Source organism: Arthrobacter sp. BPSS-3 (assembly GCF_044628475.1).
In the GTDB taxonomy this organism is placed as follows: domain Bacteria; phylum Actinomycetota; class Actinomycetes; order Actinomycetales; family Micrococcaceae; genus Arthrobacter.
Window position 1 is genome coordinate 202,254 of sequence record NZ_JBIMMV010000003.1, and the last position, 17,622, is coordinate 219,875.

Annotated in this window: 21 protein-coding genes; 19 read left to right on the plus strand and 2 right to left on the minus strand. The window is 66.1% G+C overall.

Annotated elements, in window-relative coordinates:
* Positions 1-41 precede the first annotated feature (41 nt).
* The gene (locus tag ACFVY3_RS06735; RefSeq protein WP_400159185.1) at positions 42-1,037 is read left to right on the plus strand and encodes a helix-turn-helix transcriptional regulator; all 996 of its coding nucleotides are present in this window, start codon (positions 42-44) and stop codon (positions 1,035-1,037) included.
* Positions 1,038-1,441: 404 nt separating this feature from the next.
* The gene (locus tag ACFVY3_RS06740) at positions 1,442-1,744 is read left to right on the plus strand and encodes a putative quinol monooxygenase (RefSeq protein WP_400159186.1); all 303 of its coding nucleotides are present in this window, start codon (positions 1,442-1,444) and stop codon (positions 1,742-1,744) included.
* 43 nt (positions 1,745-1,787) lie between these two features.
* Here the strand turns inward: ACFVY3_RS06740 and ACFVY3_RS06745 are convergent, their stop codons facing one another.
* Positions 1,788-2,288: a hypothetical protein gene (locus ACFVY3_RS06745; RefSeq protein WP_364137651.1), complete on the minus strand. Its 501-nt coding sequence runs from the start codon at positions 2,286-2,288 to the stop codon at positions 1,788-1,790.
* Positions 2,289-2,733: 445 nt separating this feature from the next.
* On the opposite strand from ACFVY3_RS06745, the gene ACFVY3_RS06750 reads away from it, so the two are divergent.
* From ACFVY3_RS06750 to ACFVY3_RS06795, 10 genes are all read left to right on the plus strand, one after another.
* Positions 2,734-3,186, plus strand: a complete 453-nt coding sequence (locus ACFVY3_RS06750; protein WP_364137649.1) for a VOC family protein — start codon at positions 2,734-2,736, stop codon at positions 3,184-3,186.
* Between the two features lie 281 nt (positions 3,187-3,467).
* Positions 3,468-4,205 (plus strand): hypothetical protein, encoded by a 738-nt coding sequence (locus tag ACFVY3_RS06755; protein WP_400159187.1) that lies wholly within the window; start codon positions 3,468-3,470, stop codon positions 4,203-4,205.
* Positions 4,206-4,338: 133 nt separating this feature from the next.
* Positions 4,339-4,521 carry a hypothetical protein gene (locus ACFVY3_RS06760; RefSeq protein WP_364137645.1) on the plus strand — a complete coding sequence of 61 codons (183 nt, stop codon included), beginning with the start codon at positions 4,339-4,341 and terminating at the stop codon, positions 4,519-4,521.
* 374 nt (positions 4,522-4,895) lie between these two features.
* The gene (locus tag ACFVY3_RS06765; protein ID WP_400159286.1) at positions 4,896-5,864 is read left to right on the plus strand and encodes an NmrA family NAD(P)-binding protein; all 969 of its coding nucleotides are present in this window, start codon (positions 4,896-4,898) and stop codon (positions 5,862-5,864) included.
* A 179-nt stretch (positions 5,865-6,043) separates the two neighbouring features.
* A complete protein-coding gene (locus tag ACFVY3_RS06770; RefSeq protein ID WP_290258053.1) occupies positions 6,044-6,940 on the plus strand; it encodes a diacylglycerol kinase family protein in 897 nt (298 codons plus the stop codon).
* Between the two features lie 406 nt (positions 6,941-7,346).
* Positions 7,347-7,787 (plus strand): hypothetical protein, encoded by a 441-nt coding sequence (locus tag ACFVY3_RS06775; RefSeq protein WP_400159188.1) that lies wholly within the window; start codon positions 7,347-7,349, stop codon positions 7,785-7,787.
* Positions 7,788-7,906: 119 nt separating this feature from the next.
* Positions 7,907-8,164: a hypothetical protein gene (locus ACFVY3_RS06780; RefSeq protein ID WP_364137641.1), complete on the plus strand. Its 258-nt coding sequence runs from the start codon at positions 7,907-7,909 to the stop codon at positions 8,162-8,164.
* Between the two features lie 134 nt (positions 8,165-8,298).
* Positions 8,299-8,808, plus strand: coding sequence for a hypothetical protein (locus ACFVY3_RS06785; protein WP_400159189.1), 510 nt, complete (start codon positions 8,299-8,301; stop codon positions 8,806-8,808).
* A gap of 78 nt (positions 8,809-8,886) precedes the next feature.
* The gene (locus ACFVY3_RS06790) at positions 8,887-9,375 is read left to right on the plus strand and encodes a hypothetical protein (RefSeq protein WP_364137639.1); all 489 of its coding nucleotides are present in this window, start codon (positions 8,887-8,889) and stop codon (positions 9,373-9,375) included.
* Between the two features lie 340 nt (positions 9,376-9,715).
* Positions 9,716-10,513, plus strand: a complete 798-nt coding sequence (locus ACFVY3_RS06795; protein WP_366173061.1) for a response regulator transcription factor — start codon at positions 9,716-9,718, stop codon at positions 10,511-10,513.
* 48 nt (positions 10,514-10,561) lie between these two features.
* Here ACFVY3_RS06795 and ACFVY3_RS06800 read toward each other — a convergent pair whose 3' ends face one another.
* Complete coding sequence (locus tag ACFVY3_RS06800) at positions 10,562-11,206, minus strand: TIGR03085 family metal-binding protein (RefSeq protein ID WP_290258047.1); 645 nt, start codon at positions 11,204-11,206, stop codon at positions 10,562-10,564.
* A gap of 244 nt (positions 11,207-11,450) precedes the next feature.
* On the opposite strand from ACFVY3_RS06800, the gene hisI reads away from it, so the two are divergent.
* The 7 genes from hisI (at position 11,451) to trpA (ending at position 17,622) form a co-directional block, all read left to right on the plus strand.
* Positions 11,451-11,846, plus strand: a complete 396-nt coding sequence (gene hisI / locus ACFVY3_RS06805) for a phosphoribosyl-AMP cyclohydrolase (RefSeq protein WP_400159190.1) — start codon at positions 11,451-11,453, stop codon at positions 11,844-11,846.
* Positions 11,847-11,952: 106 nt separating this feature from the next.
* A complete protein-coding gene (locus ACFVY3_RS06810; protein WP_290258045.1) occupies positions 11,953-13,521 on the plus strand; it encodes an anthranilate synthase component I in 1,569 nt (522 codons plus the stop codon).
* Positions 13,518-14,132 (plus strand): Trp biosynthesis-associated membrane protein, encoded by a 615-nt coding sequence (locus ACFVY3_RS06815; RefSeq protein ID WP_400159191.1) that lies wholly within the window; start codon positions 13,518-13,520, stop codon positions 14,130-14,132. Before ACFVY3_RS06810 ends, ACFVY3_RS06815 begins: the two co-directional genes overlap by 4 nt.
* Before the next feature lie 113 nt (positions 14,133-14,245).
* Positions 14,246-14,533, plus strand: coding sequence for an HGxxPAAW family protein (locus ACFVY3_RS06820; protein ID WP_290258043.1), 288 nt, complete (start codon positions 14,246-14,248; stop codon positions 14,531-14,533).
* A 2-nt stretch (positions 14,534-14,535) separates the two neighbouring features.
* Positions 14,536-15,351, plus strand: a complete 816-nt coding sequence (trpC, locus tag ACFVY3_RS06825; protein ID WP_400159192.1) for an indole-3-glycerol phosphate synthase TrpC — start codon at positions 14,536-14,538, stop codon at positions 15,349-15,351.
* Between the two features lie 94 nt (positions 15,352-15,445).
* Positions 15,446-16,810 carry a tryptophan synthase subunit beta gene (gene trpB, locus ACFVY3_RS06830; protein WP_364137625.1) on the plus strand — a complete coding sequence of 455 codons (1,365 nt, stop codon included), beginning with the start codon at positions 15,446-15,448 and terminating at the stop codon, positions 16,808-16,810.
* A complete protein-coding gene (gene trpA, locus ACFVY3_RS06835) occupies positions 16,807-17,622 on the plus strand; it encodes a tryptophan synthase subunit alpha (protein WP_400159193.1) in 816 nt (271 codons plus the stop codon). Before trpB ends, trpA begins: the two co-directional genes overlap by 4 nt.

A 17,622-nucleotide genomic window follows, 5' to 3' on the forward strand; every position in this document is an offset into this window, starting at 1 on the left:
AGGTCAGATCGTGTCCTAGACCTCCACATATGCTGGAGTGCATGACAACGACTTCACGGCTGCTGAATCTGTTGTCTCTGCTGCAGACCCGCCGGGACTGGCCAGGATCGCTCCTGGCCACACGGCTGAACATCAGCGACCGCACCGTCCGCCGAGACATCGACCGCTTGCGGGAAATGGGCTACAGCATCCGGGCCACCATGGGTCCGGACGGCGGGTACCGTCTCGACAACGCAGGCAAAGAGCTGCCACCGCTGCTCTTCGACGATGATCAAACCCTCGCCGTGGCCATCGCCCTGCAGGCAGCCCCCGCCCTCGGCGCGGGAATCGAAGAAGCCGCAATCCGCGCCCTCGGCACCGTCCGCCAAGTAATGCCATCACGGCTCCGGCGCCGGCTCGATGCGCTCACAGTCACGCCAGTCGGGGGGCCCGGCGACGCGGCACCCAGAGATGTCTCCCTAGACACTCTTGTCACCGTCGCGAATGCCATCCGTGACCGGGAATCCCTCCGCTTCGACTACGCCGCAGACGAAGCCACCTCTGACACTGGGAGTCAGGCACCATCACCCCGCCGCGCGGAACCCCATCACCTGGTGACCTCTCGCGGGCGGTGGTACCTCGTCGGCTGGGACCTGGATCGAAGCGACTGGCGCCTCTACAGGATCGATCGCCTCCACCCTCGCGAACCCCGCGGTGCCCGCTTCACCCCGCGCATGGTGCCCGGCGGCGACGTCAAAGACTTTGTCTCCGCCCGCTTCAAAGGGTCCCACCTCAATCAGTGGCAGTGCCGCGGCACAGTCATTCGTAACCTCCCCGCGCAGAAAGTCCTTCCCTTCGCCAACGACGGAACAGTTACCGCCATCGATGCCCGAACCTGCAGCCTCGAAGCAGGAGCCTGGTCCTGGGAAGCGCTGGCCGCCTCATTTGGAAAATTTGAAGCGCACATGGAAGTCGTCGGTCCCCCCGAACTCACCTCAGCCTTCGCCAGCCTCGCCCAGCGATACGCCACCATTGGCAGAATCAGCGAGCCGGACTAAGAGCGGGTCGAGACGAAGTCGATAGTCCGGCGCCGGATTCCCTTTAGGGCATCTCCGCCCGGCAGATTGCGGGCGGCCTGCACGAGACATCCTGAACGGGTATTCCGCAGTGTCGTACGTCAAACCTCGGTTGTCGCAGTGGGGGACCGGCATACGGGCGCGGTCAGGTCATTCCTTATCGCAGCGGGTTACTTCTCCTTATGACCGCATATGCGTCATCAGATGCAGCCGGCAAAGGTCGAGCGATGAACTTAAGAACCATTTGCTTCCCCCAATTCCAATACCTCAGACTACACGGCGCCCCGGCCCGCATCGTCTGGATCAATGAAGCGGGGTCCGCAGGCCGTGCTGATGCTCCGAAGACATGCGCCGTGAATCGTGCACCGTACTACTACTGTGGGGCCATGACCTTTGCGAATGTGGGAACGCTTGGCACAGTCTCTGGTAAGCGCGACGAACTGGTGCGTCATTTGACGCGGCGCAGCGAGACCCTTCGGCAGGTCGGCTGCCTTGCCTACGAGGTGGGAGTCAACGAGGATGACCCGGACACCGTGTTTGTCGTGGAGCTGTGGGAAAACGAGGAGGCGCATCGGTCGTCCCTCACATTGCCGGAGGTTCAGGCGTCTATCGCCCTCGCACGCCCGCTACTGTCCGGCGCATTTGGAGGGTTCCGATTCGAGGTTGTCGGGTCACCGCTCCGTGACTGAGCCACGACAGCAGCGTCGGCGCCAACAACGGCTCTTGCCGCTGCTAGGCAGAAGCGGCGGCCCCGACGCCATCGTTGGGTCCATGCTCGATGAGCGGGCCCAAGACGTCTCCGATCCGGGTACCCTTCTCGGTTGTTGCGCCCATGACCATCACTCCAAACTCGAAGCCCGAGTACCGCCTCCGCTTAAATGGGCCGGCCTTCGGCTCAGCATGCCCGCCGGGCCCGACCGCCGATATGAAGACGTCACGGGCCTCGTCACCACTGGCGACGAAGGTCACCCGACGGTGGAATGTCTCCGAGTCGAAACGGGCGCGTAGCTCGATGACAAACTCGCCACCCACCTTCACATCAGGATGCAGGATGCGCAGTTCGCCCAAGACGACTTCTCCTGAAGGCTCCAGGGTCCCGTCAGCCTGGCGGACCAAAATCGTGGCGCTACCTTCCCGGACCCTGCCATCTTTCGCCCAGGAGACGTCGTCGCGCGGATAACACCCCACAGTCACTTCGTCCGCTTTCACAACATGCGCCCTTTCCTGGTCCATTGGGCACAACCTTACGGTGAGGCGAATGGGATTCCGCCGGCATGTGGCTGGCGCCTTCACCAAAATCGCATAAACAGTCAGTGCGCCGTAACGCCGTTGGATTAGGGCGGCGGATACTTCCGCGGTTACGACCCGCTGCGGCCCGGGATTATCGGCGGTGGCCCGTATTATCCAGGCCGACAAAATGTGAATTGCCCAGGGTCTGGCCGCGGTGAAAGTCGCGAAGCGCCCGTTCCGAATCCGGGCCCGATACCGCTGGCGGCCGTAGCGACTTTCTTGAGACATCGCGCCAAATAGATGCAACGATAATGACCAGAGCGGCAATGCCTAAAAGAATCCATTCCATGACTTCCCCCTAGGTCATCAGTCTAGCCCGGGGCCTGCGGGCCGCCTTGAATCAGGGCTTTCCCACATGCGCAGCACGTCGGTGGGTAGCATGCGGAGGATGACGATCAAACTGGAGAACGTTGGGATTGCCGTCCGCGACATCGAGGCGGCGATCGCCTTCTTTGTTGACTTGGGCCTCGAACTTGTCGGCCGGGACACCATTGCGGGGGAGTGGGCGGACACCGCCGTCGGCCTCGACGGTAACCACGCCAAAATCGCCGTCCTGACGACGCCGGACGGGCACGGGCAGATCGAGCTCTTCGAATACCTCCACCCCGACGCCATCGAGACAGGCCCCACCCTGCCCAACGAGATTGGCATGCACCGCGTTGCGTTCTCCGTGGACGACATCGACGCGGCGCTGGACATAGCGTCCCGGCACGGCTGCTATCCGCTTCGCGGGGTGGCAACGTACCGGGACATCTACAAGCTCACGTACCTCCGCGGTCCGAGCGGCATTTTGGTCATGGTGGCCGAGGACCTGACGAAGAACAGAGGGCCGGCTGAGTAGCGTCCCTACTTGCGTCGGGCGGCCAAAAAAACAAGTAGTGCACTCTCTGTTGCCTCGCCGTCGCTTTGGATAGTTTGGGCGCCATCGCGCCAGCGAGCGGCGCGCGAGGGGGACGCGCTGCACCTGCCGTTGAGTCTGCGGGGCCCGGACCCGCGTGCTGCTTACCTGCGTTGAGCTAGACGCCGCACGGTCCGGCTCCTATCGGGGCACCGCATCCGGGTGGTGCCGGAGCGCGCCCCCCGGATCGGGAGGCGGACCGGTGATCCGAGAAGGGACGCCTCATGCAGCGAACATCCACCACGGCGGCGATCATCACGGCCGCCTTGCTTTCCCTCACCGGCTGCGGAACGGGGTCCGGCACCGGAGGAGGTACCGCGACGGCGGAGGCTACGCCGGCGGCGGCCCAGCCATCCTCGTCCACACCGACCCCCGTGAAGACCTTCAGCAACGCAGACCTCAGCGGCTTGCTCTCCACGCTCAGGGATGACCAGGGCCAGCCCCTGACCGTCGTTCCGGCCGCGCAGATCGATCAAGGCATTCTCAGGGCCAAAGAGCTGCTCAAGACCGCAGTGGTGAGCCCCGAAACCTGCAAACCTCTCGTCGACAGCAACGCCAATGTCCCGGACGGCAGTACCTACGCCGGAGGCACGTCCATCTCCGCGGCCGACAAAACGACGATCGCGGTGACGGTCATCGCACTGAAGGACACCAAAACCATGACCCAACAGCTTGCTGCCTCACAGGCTGCGGCCGCTCCGTGCAAGTCGTTCACCATCGAGGTGGGCGGCCAGAAAATAACCACTGAGACCACGCCCGTTGACGCCAAGTCCGACGGCGACGCGTCCTTTGCGGCGCTCACCACCCAGCACCTTGCCACCGGACAAGCCCAGACCGCACTGACCGTCACCGACGTCAAGGGCAATCTCGCCGTCACTGCGGTGAAGGCGGGGCCGGCGGTGACTCAAACGGCGTCGGCCGAGCTCATCAAGCTGATCAACACGGTCCTCGCCCACGACTGACGCGATGGTTGGTTCAGGGTCCCGCAGCGGACCCTGGACCAACGGCCGGCCTACGGGCCACCATGTTGGGTCTCGCGGCGCTGCTCGATCTCTGTGGCTATCCATCCGCTACACCGGGGCGGAGAATGACAGGATGAACACCATCGAGTGGTGGCCAAATTTGGACGCCGATGCACGGGCGTGGCTGATCGAACACAACGGCGAGGCTATCGCCGCTGATGTCGTGATCAAGATCGCGGCCGCCGGCGGCGACGTTGCATCGAACGCCTGGTGGATCGGGGAACAAAATCCCGAAGGAATTTATCTTTCCGACTAAGCCGTCGATTGGATCGAGGGAACCGCCAACGGCGAATGAACCGGAGCGTGCCAGAGGGAAGATTCACTGGCCCCGAAAGTCGTGATGGACCAGGCGGGTCGGTGATGACTGGAGGGCAGCACAGAGGGGAACCGCCCGGCCTCCGCGCGTAGGATCGGGTGATGAGCTGCCAGAAGGAATCCCCAGCCACGCAGGTCAAGAGAACCGGAATCATGCGGTGAATCCAGTGGATAGCCTGCTTTGATGTACTCGCAGGGCGGTCTTGGGGCCAGTCGGGGCCAGCTTTCCCGCCCTCCGTGGCCCAGCTCGCGGTCTATCCGGTGGGACAAGCGATTCCCTTGGGCGTGACGCCCGGCCTGTTGATACCTCAGGGCATGTTTTTACGCATTGAACGCCCCGCCAAACGAACAGAGAAGAGCAACCTCATGACCACTGTCCTCGTTGCCGGAGCCACCGGTGATCTCGGCCATCGGATCGTCCGCGAGCTGCTCGCCGCCGACGCCGAAGTCCTTGTTCGTGTTTTGACCCGCCCAGGCGGCGGCGCCGCTCAGGCGCAATACGGCGGGTGTGACCGCGTTGAGGTTCGCGCGGCGGCCTATACGGACCACACCGGCCTCGTCGACGCTCTCCGCGGCGCCGACGTCGTCGTGTCTGCCGTCAGCGGCGCGCGCTCCGTCATCGTCGACGCCCAGGAGGCGCTGCTGGCTGCGGCCGTTGAGGCCGGTGTGGCACGCTTCATCCCGTCCGACTACTCGGCTGATTACCGCCGGGTAACCCCTGGCAGCAACCGCAACTTCGAGCTGCGCCGGGAGTTCGCCGCCGCCGTCGATGCCACTCCGCTCCGGGCCACGTCCGTGCTCAACGGGGCCTTCGCGGACATGCTGACCGGGCAGGCTCCAATGATCCTGTTCAGGAGGCACAAGGTCCTCTACTGGTCCTCGCCCGACCAGCTGCTCGACTTTACAACCAAAGACGACGTCGCCCGCACCGTCGCTCGCGTGGCACTGGACGACGCCGCGCCACGCGTCGTCGAGGTGGCCGGGAGCCGGGTGACAGCCCGGGATATCGCGCGGATTATGACAGAGCTCACCGGCGCCGCGTTCAGCACCCAGTGGGCGGGCACCACGGGATTGCTGTCCGGCATGGCCCGGATCGGACGTCGCATATCAAGGGACGAGGACGCGACGTTCCCTGCCTGGCAGGGTATGCAATATTTCGTCAGTATGTTCAGTGGCGAGGGCCAGTTGCATCACGTGAACAACGACCGCTACGGGCCGCAGGCGTGGACCAGCATCCGTGACGTCCTTGAGGCGCACGTGAAGGACGGTGCGACCAGGGGCTGACGACGGCGACGCCGCCTCGGCTTGGCCCGCGGGAACGAGAAGGCGAGCTTGCGGTACTCGGCGGGGAGCATCACCCGCAGAAGTGTCATGATGGTCTGAAAGCCGGTGGGGCCGAGCTGCACGGCGCCCATGGGACAGGGGTGTGACTGTTTCGGTAACAGCGGCGTGGAAGGGCAGCCATGATTGATGAGCGGGTAGCCGCCGAGCGCTTTGACCGGATTGTCCTGATCTTCAATCCCGGCAAGCCCGGGATGGGTGCCAGGATCGATGAGGTGCGGCGAAGCCTGGCTGACGGATTGCCGGGTCTGCCGGTTGAGTCGATGCCGTCGGAGTTCGCCGGGCATGCCCGGGAGCTGGCGCGGTCCGCGGCCGCCAGGGGTGCGCCCCTTATTGTTTCCATCAGCGGCGACGGCGGGTACCACGAGGTCGTCAACGGGGTCATGGATGTACGCGACAGCAGGGCTGTGTGTACCGTCGTCGCGGCCGGCAACGCCAATGATCATCACCGCAGCATGCCCGCGCGTTCGTTGCCTGCTGCCGTGCGTGAAGGCCGGATCCGCCACATCGACTTGTTGCGCATCCGATTCAGCGGGGAACACGGCGAGCAGACGCAGTACGCCCATTCGTATATAGGCTTCGGACTCACACCCTTGATGGCGATCGGCATCGAGAAGGGCCGCAAGGGAAAAATCCTCGAACTCATATCCGTGGCCCGCACCCTTTCGGCGTTGAGTCCGTTTGAGCTCATTCGGGGAGACGGAGCCACTGCGCGCTTTGACAGCCTGATCCTTGCCAACATTTCCCGGATGGCCAAGTACGGAACGGTCAGCGAAATGGGCACTCCGGACGACGGCATGTTCGAGGTGGTGACGCTGCCACATGCCGGGCGGTGGAAGATGGCGTTGATGACGCTGCGGGCTGTGACGCTGGGCCTCGGCCACCAGCCAAGCGTGAGCAGTTACGCCTTCACCACGAGGGACGCCGTTCCGTGCCAGATCGACGGCGAGGTCCTTCACCTTCCGGCGGCAACGCACGTGCTGGTGGAGAGCGCCAAGGGGGCCTTGGCAGTCGTGTGACTCCTGAGGCCTTGCCCCAGTCGCTGGATGGTGGACCGCCGGGCGATCCGAACCCACCGCTTGACCATTGATGTGTCAGTTTCCACCTATCTCAGCGGACGAGGGCGTACAGTCAGAGTATCGGGACGGCCTGACTGGACATCCGGTATTCCGACTATTTGAAACTAGCTCCGCGCCCGCCGCCGGCACCATGCGGCTGCGACATCCGGTCACTGCAACCTCGTGGTGATGAGCTGGGATGACGAGGGCGGCCCCACCGTTCGGCCGCGTGCATGCCGGACTCTTGCGGCCCTGCCCTCCCTACCGATAGGCCCGGTTTCGGGTTCGTCGACCTCCAGCCGCCGTTGATCCGCCCGTTTTCCGGCGTTGTCGACTGCGCATCTCCAAGAAATGTTGGCGCTATGCCATGACCACCACCCCAGTACAGCCCGTCCAAACCGTGGGGAGACTCGCCCTCAGCGGGGTTCTCGCCTCCGCCCTGCCTCACGACCTCGGCACGGCGAAGGCCGCGTCTCGATACATTGTCCCTGTCGTCTTCTCCCGTAGGCCCCAGCCCCGGGAACTGGACCTGCTTCATGATCAGAGCGTCACCCGGCGCTTGGCGGAAGAGGGCTACAGCGACGTCGAGCTGCGAGTCTCTGACCGCCGCCTCCTCATTACCAACACCAATCTGCAGGACCTTAAGTCAGGTCTTGCGCACCTGGTTGGCATGATCCTGCGCGAGATCTCAGTGCAAGCCGACGCGGAACGCGCGCATAGATCAGAAGAACTGGATACTTTGGGGCTTCTCGAAGAGCAGCGAATCGAAGCAGTCCGCCGGTCCGCGGCCGACATCAGCTTCGACTAATACTCCCAGGCGCACTGGCGCGAATTCTGCGCCGCGGGTTGCTTTCTCGGCACGTAGTTGGGGGCCGAGAAAGCATCGTCCTGGAACGACCCGCAACGGAAAAGGAAACAATGACTTCCATGCATCTTGAGGAACACTGGCACCGCCTGTCTCCGGCCAGCAAGCAGTGGTTTATCGACAACCCTGGTTGTGTAGTTCTACCCCGGACCATCTCGGCCGAAATCAATGCCGAATCCGGAGAGAACGCCGATTCTGATAGACACGGCGAAACGGTCCTGTCGCAGGAAAATATCGATTTCATCCGATCCAAAACACACCCGGAAGAACCTTCCATGGCGCAGCCGCCCTATCGGTTCTTCGACTCCGTGCAGCCCTGAACTGCTGCCGGCGGCCACCCAGGATTGAGGCCGGCCGGTTCCCTCGTGCCCGAATCATGTGGGCCCGCTCAAGAAGCAAACAAACAGATCCGCACGTTGCTGAGAAGACGGCTCGGCGGGGGATAGTTGGAGGTGTGGCAATTAACGACTCCCGGAGTTTTTACACGCGGGGTGATTCCATTAGCGTCGGTGCTTCACGGGAACACATCGAACGTTCCCTGCTGAACTTTGGGGCAACCGAGATTATTTTCAGCCAACGTGGCCATCTGAACGCTATTTCGTTCAGGGCCTGCGGAAGGCAATTCCGGATGGTGCTTCCGCTGGTGCCGGCAAAGGCGCACGCTACTGCTCCGGATGGAGTCTCCGAGGTCCCCGGCCGGGACGCTTCCGCACGAGTGCTCGAACTCGATGCCCGTCGCTTCTGGCACGCCTTAGCCCTGTCGACGGATGCCAAACTCGCGGCAGCGACAGCGGGCGTTGCAACGCTGGAGTCCGAATTTCTGGCCCATGTGGTGCTCCCCGGGAACCATACGGTGATGGATGAGCTTGGACCCGTCATAGCCTCGGCCTACAGGTCCGGGCAGCGACCCACGATCGGCACTGCGTGTCCTCCGACCGCGGCCAAGGCGAACACCATGACGTGAATCAACGGATTTCCCTGATTCCTATCGGACCGTTCCCGAGGGTTTAGAGTCGAGGCACAACTAATGGGGGGAGTCTCGGTGCAGCAGCTGACTGGTCAGAACAGGCCGAATACAACGCCGGCGCCGGAACGTGGGCCGGCAATTGCTGTTGTCACCGCTGTGGCGGGTTCGCTGCTGCTCATTCTCTTGACGGGCTATCTCACGATGCAGCTTGTGATGTCCGGGATGAGCGCATTCATGACCTTTGATTCCCGCGCCGTTGGGATCTCAGCCGGCTGGTTGCCATACGTGTGGCGGCTGAGTCTGATTCTCCTCGCCCTCGCAGCGGTGATGGTGCACCGCAATATCCTCCGGGGCACAGCCGGCCGGATCGTAGCGCTGGCAACCCTGGCTGCTGTTGCGTTCATCGGCACTACGATGACGACTGGACAGCACCCCGCCGGGGAGCAGCAGTCCCTGATCCTGGTGATCGCTGCAGAAGGTGCCAAATCACCGCTAATCCTGGCTCTCATTGGAGTAGGTGTTGCCGACCTGGTTGCCCGCCGCCAACCGACGCGTGCGCAGTAACCTGCCGCGGCACCTGACAATTGACAGCTAGGGAAGCGTCCTTTGCGCGGTCATGCGACGGCGGGAATCCGCGGCGGCCTGCTCTCGGGACGTTGGGCACTGTCTCGTGGGCTCGGTGGGGTCTAGGGTTTGGACCCTCTTGGTCGGCGTCGTGGGGGCGGTGCGCGGTTCCCGGGAGGGCCTGCTAGCCCCGGGCGGGAAACTACCCGCGTTGTCCTAAGCGGGCCCAGTGATTCATGGACGGCGCCTTTGGAGGCAAAGGCGACAGATCGGAACAGCAATGATGGCTGACCCGGAATTCCCTCTGCCCGTTGCCGCTCCTGGCGGCGGAGTGTACCTGTTGGACGACCACGAAATTGTGCGGCGTGGCGCGCGCTATTTGGTGGAGTCTGCCGGATTGGTCGTTGTGGGCGAGTCCGGGTCGGCGCGTGAGGCGTCCCGCCGGATTCCTGCCCTGCGCCCGGCCTTGGCCATTCTCGATGATGATCTTCCGGACGGCTCGGGAGCGGAAGTATGCCGCGCCGTCACCACGGCCGACCCATCTATCCGGTGCATCCTCATGACAGCCAGCGACGACGAATCGGTGCTCATCCGCTCAATCCTCGCGGGTGCCTGGGGTTGCCTTTCGAAGCTGGATGACAGCGGTGAGCAGCTCAGGCTGATTTCCCGCGTCCTCTCCGGCCACGCCGCGTACAGCCGCAGGTTTTACCCGGCCCTCATGGGACCGGCCCGGGATGTGCATCCAGGGGTTGACGAGATGAGGCTACGGGACCTGTCGAAGCGCGAATCAACAGTTGCCCTGGGCATCGCCACCGGGCTCAGCAATCGGCAGATTGGTCAGGAGATGTTCATCGCGGAGAAGACGGTAAAGAACATGGTCTCCTCGATATTGAGCAAGCTTGGCATGGCCCGAAGAACCGAGGTGGCCGTCATGGTAGCCGGGACGCTCAACCGTTCACGTGCCGTCGCTGCCGACGGCGCGGACTACCGGTCCTGCGCTTTCCCCGACCTGGTCTCCGATGTCACGGCCGCACTGCGGGAATGCGTCAGCGAGGATCCTTCACAATCCGAGGCCACAGGGGGGCGGACCGCAGCTGCTGCCAGGCTCGCCCGGACGCTGGCCGCCACCAAGCCTTGAGCTGTCCCAGCTCATGGCTTCCCTGCAGTCGCGCCCGCGGGCAGTCGCCTAGAGCCCGACTTCGGCGGACTGCAGGAGGGCGACGGCGTCGGGCTGGCCCTCGAAGGTGACCAGCGCGTGCCGGGTGCGGCCGTGGGCATGCATCAGCAGTTCGCCGGGCTCGCCGACGATCGCCACGGAGACGGGGGCCCGCTTGGCGACGTGCCGGGGTCCGGAGGGGCTGACCAGCACAATGCCCAGGTCGACGCCGCGGTAGAGGATGGCGGCGCGTTTGATCAGGTCATCCCACAGCGCATCCGAATAGCCCTCGTCCAGCGCCCGGGGAGCCCAGCGGTCCACTGCCCGGCGCACGTCCTCGGTGTGGACGAAATATTCAGTCAGGTTGGAGCTCTCGTCCAGCGCCTTGATCCGCATGGGGGACAGGGCGGGCGGCCCGGCGCGGAAGGTGTTGACCAGCTTCGCGTACGCCTCGGGGCTCTTCAGGGTCTCCGCGAGTTCCGCCGTCGCCTCATCCGAGGTCTTCCTCAGGCTCTTGATGAGCAGGCCCAGTCCCACGCGCGCCTTACGCTCACGCAGGTACAAGTGCGCGGCAAGATCACGCGTCTGCCAGCCCTTGCAGAGCGTGGGGGAGTCGGGGCCGGCCGCAAGCAGGGTTTCGGCCAGGACTTCTCGGGACGGGTCGACGAAATGCATCACTTGTGAAACTAGCACGAGACGCCCTTCCCTGCGCACAGGAAACGGCGGTCATTTCGCAACCCGTGGCCGTAACCCGTGGTGCGGGTGATGAAGGAGATAGGGCGACGACGGCGGGCCAGGCCCCGGCGGGTGCCCCGGTGCACGGCGTCGAGGTCGCCCGGAGCTCGTTCGGTAGCGCCGGGGGCTTCGCACTGGGACCCGGCGGGCGGCGTGTCCCGCGCAGGCACTAGACTTGGGGGTGATGTCTGAGCAGCCCGCCCCCGCCCCCGCCGCGCCTTCCGGCCCCCTCCTCGAGGACCTCGCACGATCCCTGAAGCGGGACGCCGCCGGACTGGTCGCCGCGATCATCCAGCAGTTCGATACCGGCGAGGTGTTAATGCTCGGCTGGATGGATGACGAGGCGCTGCATCGGACCATGACCACCGGCCGGGTGACCTTTTACTCCCGGTCCCGCCAGGAATACTGGCGCAAGGGCGATACCTCCGGCCACGTCCAGTGGGTCAAGTCGCTCGCGCTGGACTGCGACGGCGACGCCCTGCTGGTCCGCGTCGACCAGGTGGGCGCGGCCTGCCACACCGGCACCCGCACCTGCTTCGACGGACGCGACCTCGACGCCGTCGTCGGCCACGCCGGCTGACCGGCCGGCACCATCCCGCGCAGCAGGCGCCGCCGCAGCCGGGAACTACCGCAGCCGAACCAACCCGCACACCTAAGACCTACAGAACAGGCGGAAGTACGCAGCCATGCAGGACCTCGGAATCATCAGCCCCAGCCTGGAGGAGTTCCGCGAGCTCGCGGCCGGCAACCGCGTCATCCCGGTCCGGCTCAAGGTGCTGGCCGACGCCGAAACGCCTATCGGCCTCTACCGCAAGCTCGCCCAGGGCCAGCCGGGAACATTCCTGCTCGAATCCGCCGCCGTGGGCGGATCCTGGTCCCGGTACTCCTTCATCGGTGCCCGGTCGCGCGCCACGCTGACCACCAAGGACGGCCAGGCGCACTGGCTCGGCGAACCGCCCGTGGGCGTCCCCCTGTCCGGCAGCCCCGTGGACGCCGTCCGGGACACCGTCCGCGCCCTGCACACCGAGCGCTTCGAGGGCCTGCCGCCCTTCACCTCGGGCCTCGTCGGCTTCCTCGGCTGGGAATCCGTCCGCCACTGGGAAAAGCTCACCAGCCCGCCCGAGGATGACCTGCAGCTGCCCGAGATGGCGCTGAACCTGGTCACCGACATGGCCGTGCACGACAACATGGACGGCACCGTCCTCCTGATCGCCAACGCGATCAACTTCGACAACAGCTCCGAGCGCGTGGACGAGGCCTGGCACGACGCCGTCGCCCGGGTCAAGGAACTGCTCGCCAAGGTCAGCACCCCCACAGCACAGCCGGTCTCCGTGCTGGAATCCGCCGCCCTGGACTTCGCCTCCAGCGTCCAGGAGCGCTGGGACGAGAACCAGTACCTCGCCGCCCTGGACCGCGGCAAGGAGGCGATCGTCGACGGCGAGGTCTTCCAGGTGGTGATTTCCCGCCGCTTCGAGATGGAGTGCGGTGCGGACCCGCTGGACGTCTACCGCGTGCTGCGCAACACCAACCCCAGCCCCTACATGTACCTGTTCAGCCTGGCCGACGCCGACGGCCGCGAATACTCGATCGTCGGCTCCTCGCCCGAGGCGCTCGTGACGGTCACCGGCGACGAGGTCATCACCCACCCGATCGCCGGATCCCGCCCGCGCGGCAAGACCGTGGAAGCGGACAAGGCCCTGGCCGAGGAACTGCTCGCCGACGAGAAGGAACGCGCCGAGCACCTGATGCTAGTGGACCTCTCCCGCAACGACCTTTCCAAGGTCTGCGTCGCCGGCACCGTGGACGTCACCCAGTTCATGGAGGTGGAGCGGTTCAGCCACATCATGCATTTGGTCTCCACCGTCGTCGGCCGCCTCGCCCCCGACGCCACCGCCTATGACGTCCTGAAGGCCACCTTTCCGGCCGGTACGCTCTCCGGCGCTCCCAAGCCGCGCGCCCTTCGTCTCCTCGACGAGCTGGAACCCCACCGCCGCGGCATCTACGGCGGCGTGGTGGGCTACCTCGACTTCGCCGGCGACATGGACATGGCCATCGCAATCCGCTCCGCCCTGTTGCGCGACGGGCGCGCCTACGTCCAGGCCGGCGGCGGCATCGTCGCGGACTCGGTCAACGCCGCGGAGGCCCAGGAAACCATCAACAAGGCCGCGGCCCCCATGCGCGCGGTCCACACGGCCCAGTCGCTGCACACCATCACCCCGGACTCGTTGCCGGGCGCCGAGGGGAGCCGGGCATGAGCGGCACGGTCAAGAGCACCAGCCCGGTGGTTCCCCGCTGGGCCCGCAAGTCCAGCCTGGTCCTGCTGATCGTGGTGCTGGCCCTGGCGGTCTTCGGCGCCACCACCCAGACCTGGCTCACCGTCCGGCTGGACGCCGGGCAGCTGGGCCAGGCGGTCGCCAACCGTGACGGCCTCCAGGTGCAGGGGAGCAAGGCCGCGACGGCGGTCACGGCGCTGGCCCTCGTGGCCCTCGCCGGCGGACTCGCCGCCGCCATCGCCGGCAAGGTCGCCCGCTGGGTCATCACGGTCATCATCCTGCTCGCCGCCGCCGGAATCGTCACCGCCGCCGGCACCGTGCTGGCGGACCCACTGGCCGCCGCGCAGGGATCCATCGCCGCCGCCACCGGCATCAGCGGCAGCAACGTCTCGGTGGCGACCACCGTCTTCCCCCTCCTGGCCGTCATCGCCGGGGCGCTGCTGGGCCTCTCCGCGCTGCTGGTCGTCCCGGCCAGCCGACACTGGAAGAGCCGGACGAAATATGACGCCGCCGCCGTCAAGGCCGGCACCGGGGGTCCCGCCGACGAAATCGACAGCTGGGACCGGCTCACCCGCGGCGACGACCCGACGTAGGCAGCGCCCCGCGCGGCCCGGCTCACGTGCCGACCGGCCCGCCCGCGCCCCCGGCCATTGTCACGGCCAAAAAATGGCAGAATGTAAGCAGTATTGATCCTGAGGAGATTTCCATGAGCAAAGCCCCCATGTCTGCACCGAAGCCCGCCGCCGGCACCGGCATCTACGACGACGTCGACCACAGCGAGCCCACCGGCCACGGCAACAGCCCCGCCGCCTGGACCACCGTGATCATCATGCTGGTGGGCGCACTCATCGCATCGATCGCCTTCGTGATCGCCAACACCCCGATCTTCGTCGCCGGCGCGGTCATTATGCTGGTGGGCCTGGTCGTTGGCTTCGCCATGCGCAAGGCCGGCTACGGCGTGGGCGGCAGCAAGCTGAAGAACTCCGGCCACTAGGAGTGAATGTTCTCGACGACATCAATGCCGGTGTCCGGGAGGATATGGAGGCCCGCCAGCGGCTGGTTTCGCTCGCCGAGCTGAAGGACCGCGTGGCGGCCGTCGCTCCGGCCCGCGATGCCTGGGCCGCCCTGGGCGGAGACTCCGCCAGGGACCAGCTGAAGGTGATCGCCGAGATCAAGCGCAGCAGCCCCTCCAAGGGAGCGCTGGCCACCATCGGCGATCCGGCCTCGCTCGCGCGGCAGTACGCCGACGGCGGTGCGGCCGTGATCAGCGTCCTGACAGAGCAGCGCCGCTTCCACGGTTCCCTTGCGGACCTGGACACGGTCCGCGCCGCGGTGGACGTTCCGCTGTTGCGCAAGGACTTCATGATCGATGAGTACCAGTTCTGGGAAGCCCGCGCCCACGGCGCGGACCTGGTCCTGTTGATCGTCGCCTCCCTCTCCGACGCCCAGCTCCGTGATTATGCGGCGCTGAGCCACGAGCTGGGAATGAACGTCCTGGTCGAGACCCACACCCCGGAGGAAGTCGAACGGGCCGCGGCGGCGGGTGCCAGGATCATCGGCGTCAACGTCCGCAACCTCAAGACGCTCGACGTCGACCGCTCCGTCTTCGCCGACCTCGTCGCCGCCATCCCCGCCGGCGCGCTCGTCGTCGGCGAATCCGGTGTGCGCGACGTCGACGACGTCCGGCACTACGCGGCGCACGGCGCCAACGCCGTCCTCGTCGGCGAAGCCCTGGTCAAGAACGCGACCCCGCAGGAGCGGATCGCCGAATTCATGGCCGCGGGCGCCGAGGAAATCGCAGCACGGTCCTGACGCCGGGAAGGCGCCGGGCCTCTGCGGTCCGGCCCTCCGGCGCCTCCGTGCGGCCCCAAGATCTAGTTAGCAGTGGAACAGGATGGTGAGACTGATGGTCGATGCACCCATGACCGGCTCAGAGGAAAGCCCCGCGGACGCGTTCCTGCAGGGAAACCGGCCCGATGAAGCAGCGCAGGGCACGCCCTCGCTGCGGCACGCCCCGGGACCGTACTTCGGTTCCTACGGCGGCCGCTGGATGCCCGAATCCCTGATCGCCGCCCTGGACGAACTCGAGGACACCTTCGAGAAGGCCAAGGCCGATCCCGAGTTCACCGCCCAGATCGCCGAGCTGAACAAGAACTACTCCGGCCGGCCCTCGCTGCTGACCGAGGCCAAGCGGTTCGCCGAGCACGCCGGGGGAGTGCGGATCTTCCTCAAGCGCGAGGACCTCAACCACACCGGCTCGCACAAGATCAACAACGTCCTGGGTCAGGCCCTGCTGGCCAAGCGGATGGGCAAGACCCGCGTCATCGCCGAGACCGGCGCCGGCCAGCACGGCGTGGCCAGCGCCACCGCCGCGGCCCTGCTGGGGCTCGAGTGCGTCGTCTACATGGGCGCCGAGGACTGCCGCCGGCAGGCCCTCAACGTCGCCCGGATGGAGCTGCTCGGCGCCACCGTGGTCCCCGTGACGAACGGCTCCCAGACCCTCAAGGACGCCATCAACGAGGCCCTCCGCGACTGGGTGGCCAACGTGGACAGCACCCATTACCTGCTGGGCACCGCCGCCGGTGCCCACCCGTTCCCGGCCATGGTGCGCTACTTCCACGAGGTCATTGGCGAGGAAGCCCGCGCCCAGATGCTGGAACAGACCGGCCGGCTGCCGGACGCGGTCTGCGCCTGCATCGGCGGCGGCTCCAACGCCATCGGCATCTTCCACGGCTTCCTGGACGATCCCTCCGTGAAGATCTACGGCTTCGAGGCCGGCGGCGACGGCGTCGAGACCGGCCGCCACGCCGCCACCATCACGCTCGGCCGCCCGGGCGTGCTGCACGGCGCCCGCTCCTACCTGATGCAGGACGAGGACGGCCAGACGGTTGAATCGCACTCCATCTCCGCCGGCCTGGACTACCCGGGCGTCGGCCCGGAGCACTCCTACCTCTCGGACATCGGCCGCGTCAGCTACGAGCCCATCACGGACAGCGAGGCCATGGACGCGTTCCGGCTGCTGTGCCGCACCGAGGGCATCATCCCCGCCATCGAGTCGGCCCACGCCCTTGCCGGTGCCATCAAGATCGGCCAGCGCCTCGCCGCTGAAGCGGCCGAGTCCGGCAACCCGGAGAGCGTGCACGAGAAGATCGTGCTGGTAAACCTCTCGGGCCGGGGCGACAAGGACGTGGCCACCGCCGCGGAATGGTTTGACCTGCTGGACAAGAACTCTCCGGAAGCGGAGATCGCCAAGGAAGGGGAGCAGCTGTGAGCTCCGAGACGCCTGCAACGGCCAGCAAGTCCGCCGCCGCCATCGACCGCGCCCGGTCCCAGGGCCGCGCCGCGCTGATCGGCTACCTCCCCGCCGGGTACCCCACCGTCGAGGAGACCATTGCCGCCGGCATCGCGCTGGCCGAGAACGGTGCCGACCTGATCGAAATCGGGATCCCGTACTCGGACCCGGTCATGGACGGCCAAGTCATCCAGGCCGCCACCACCGAGGCCCTCGCCAAGGGATTCCAGGTCAGCCAGGTCTTCGACGTCGTCCGCGGCATCACCAGCAAGACCGACGCCGCCGTCCTGGTCATGACTTACTGGAACCCCGTGGTCCGGATGGGAGTGGACGAATTCTCCCGCCGCCTGGCCGAGGCCGGGGGAGCCGGGCTCATCACGCCCGACCTGATCCCGGACGAGGCCACCGAATGGATGGCCGCCTCGGACAAGTACGGCCTGGACCGGGTATTCCTGGTGGCGCCGTCCTCGACTCCGGAACGGATGAAGCGCACCGTGGACGCCAGCCGCGGCTTCGTCTACGCGGTCTCCATCATGGGCGTCACCGGTGCCCGCACCTCGGTCAGCTCCGCCGCGAAGAACGTGGTGTCCGCGGCCCGTGCCGCCGGCGCCGAGCGGGTCTGTGTGGGCCTGGGCGTTTCCAACGCCGGCCACGTCCGCGAGATCGCCGCCTACGCGGACGGCGTGATCGTCGGCACCGCGCTGGTCGCGGCGATCGGTGAGGGCGGCGTCGATGCGGTAGCGTCCCTGACGAAAGAGCTCAGCACCGGCCTCACCAAGGAAGAAGCGTAG

Excerpts from the sequence above, each read along its gene's own strand:
- ACFVY3_RS06735 (WP_400159185.1), top strand. The coding sequence starts at position 42 with ATGACAACGACTTCACGGCTGCTGAATCTGTTGTCTCTGCTGCAGACC.
- ACFVY3_RS06740 (WP_400159186.1), top strand. The coding sequence starts at position 1,442 with ATGACCTTTGCGAATGTGGGAACGCTTGGCACAGTCTCTGGTAAGCGC.
- ACFVY3_RS06745 (WP_364137651.1), bottom strand. The coding sequence starts at position 2,288 with ATGGACCAGGAAAGGGCGCATGTTGTGAAAGCGGACGAAGTGACTGTG.
- ACFVY3_RS06750 (WP_364137649.1), top strand. The coding sequence starts at position 2,734 with ATGACGATCAAACTGGAGAACGTTGGGATTGCCGTCCGCGACATCGAG.
- ACFVY3_RS06755 (WP_400159187.1), top strand. The coding sequence starts at position 3,468 with ATGCAGCGAACATCCACCACGGCGGCGATCATCACGGCCGCCTTGCTT.
- ACFVY3_RS06760 (WP_364137645.1), top strand. The coding sequence starts at position 4,339 with ATGAACACCATCGAGTGGTGGCCAAATTTGGACGCCGATGCACGGGCG.
- ACFVY3_RS06765 (WP_400159286.1), top strand. The coding sequence starts at position 4,896 with ATGTTTTTACGCATTGAACGCCCCGCCAAACGAACAGAGAAGAGCAAC.
- ACFVY3_RS06770 (WP_290258053.1), top strand. The coding sequence starts at position 6,044 with ATGATTGATGAGCGGGTAGCCGCCGAGCGCTTTGACCGGATTGTCCTG.
- ACFVY3_RS06775 (WP_400159188.1), top strand. The coding sequence starts at position 7,347 with ATGACCACCACCCCAGTACAGCCCGTCCAAACCGTGGGGAGACTCGCC.
- ACFVY3_RS06780 (WP_364137641.1), top strand. The coding sequence starts at position 7,907 with ATGCATCTTGAGGAACACTGGCACCGCCTGTCTCCGGCCAGCAAGCAG.
- ACFVY3_RS06800 (WP_290258047.1), bottom strand. The coding sequence starts at position 11,206 with ATGCATTTCGTCGACCCGTCCCGAGAAGTCCTGGCCGAAACCCTGCTT.
- hisI (WP_400159190.1), top strand. The coding sequence starts at position 11,451 with ATGTCTGAGCAGCCCGCCCCCGCCCCCGCCGCGCCTTCCGGCCCCCTC.
- ACFVY3_RS06810 (WP_290258045.1), top strand. The coding sequence starts at position 11,953 with ATGCAGGACCTCGGAATCATCAGCCCCAGCCTGGAGGAGTTCCGCGAG.
- ACFVY3_RS06815 (WP_400159191.1), top strand. The coding sequence starts at position 13,518 with ATGAGCGGCACGGTCAAGAGCACCAGCCCGGTGGTTCCCCGCTGGGCC.
- ACFVY3_RS06820 (WP_290258043.1), top strand. The coding sequence starts at position 14,246 with ATGAGCAAAGCCCCCATGTCTGCACCGAAGCCCGCCGCCGGCACCGGC.
- trpB (WP_364137625.1), top strand. The coding sequence starts at position 15,446 with ATGGTCGATGCACCCATGACCGGCTCAGAGGAAAGCCCCGCGGACGCG.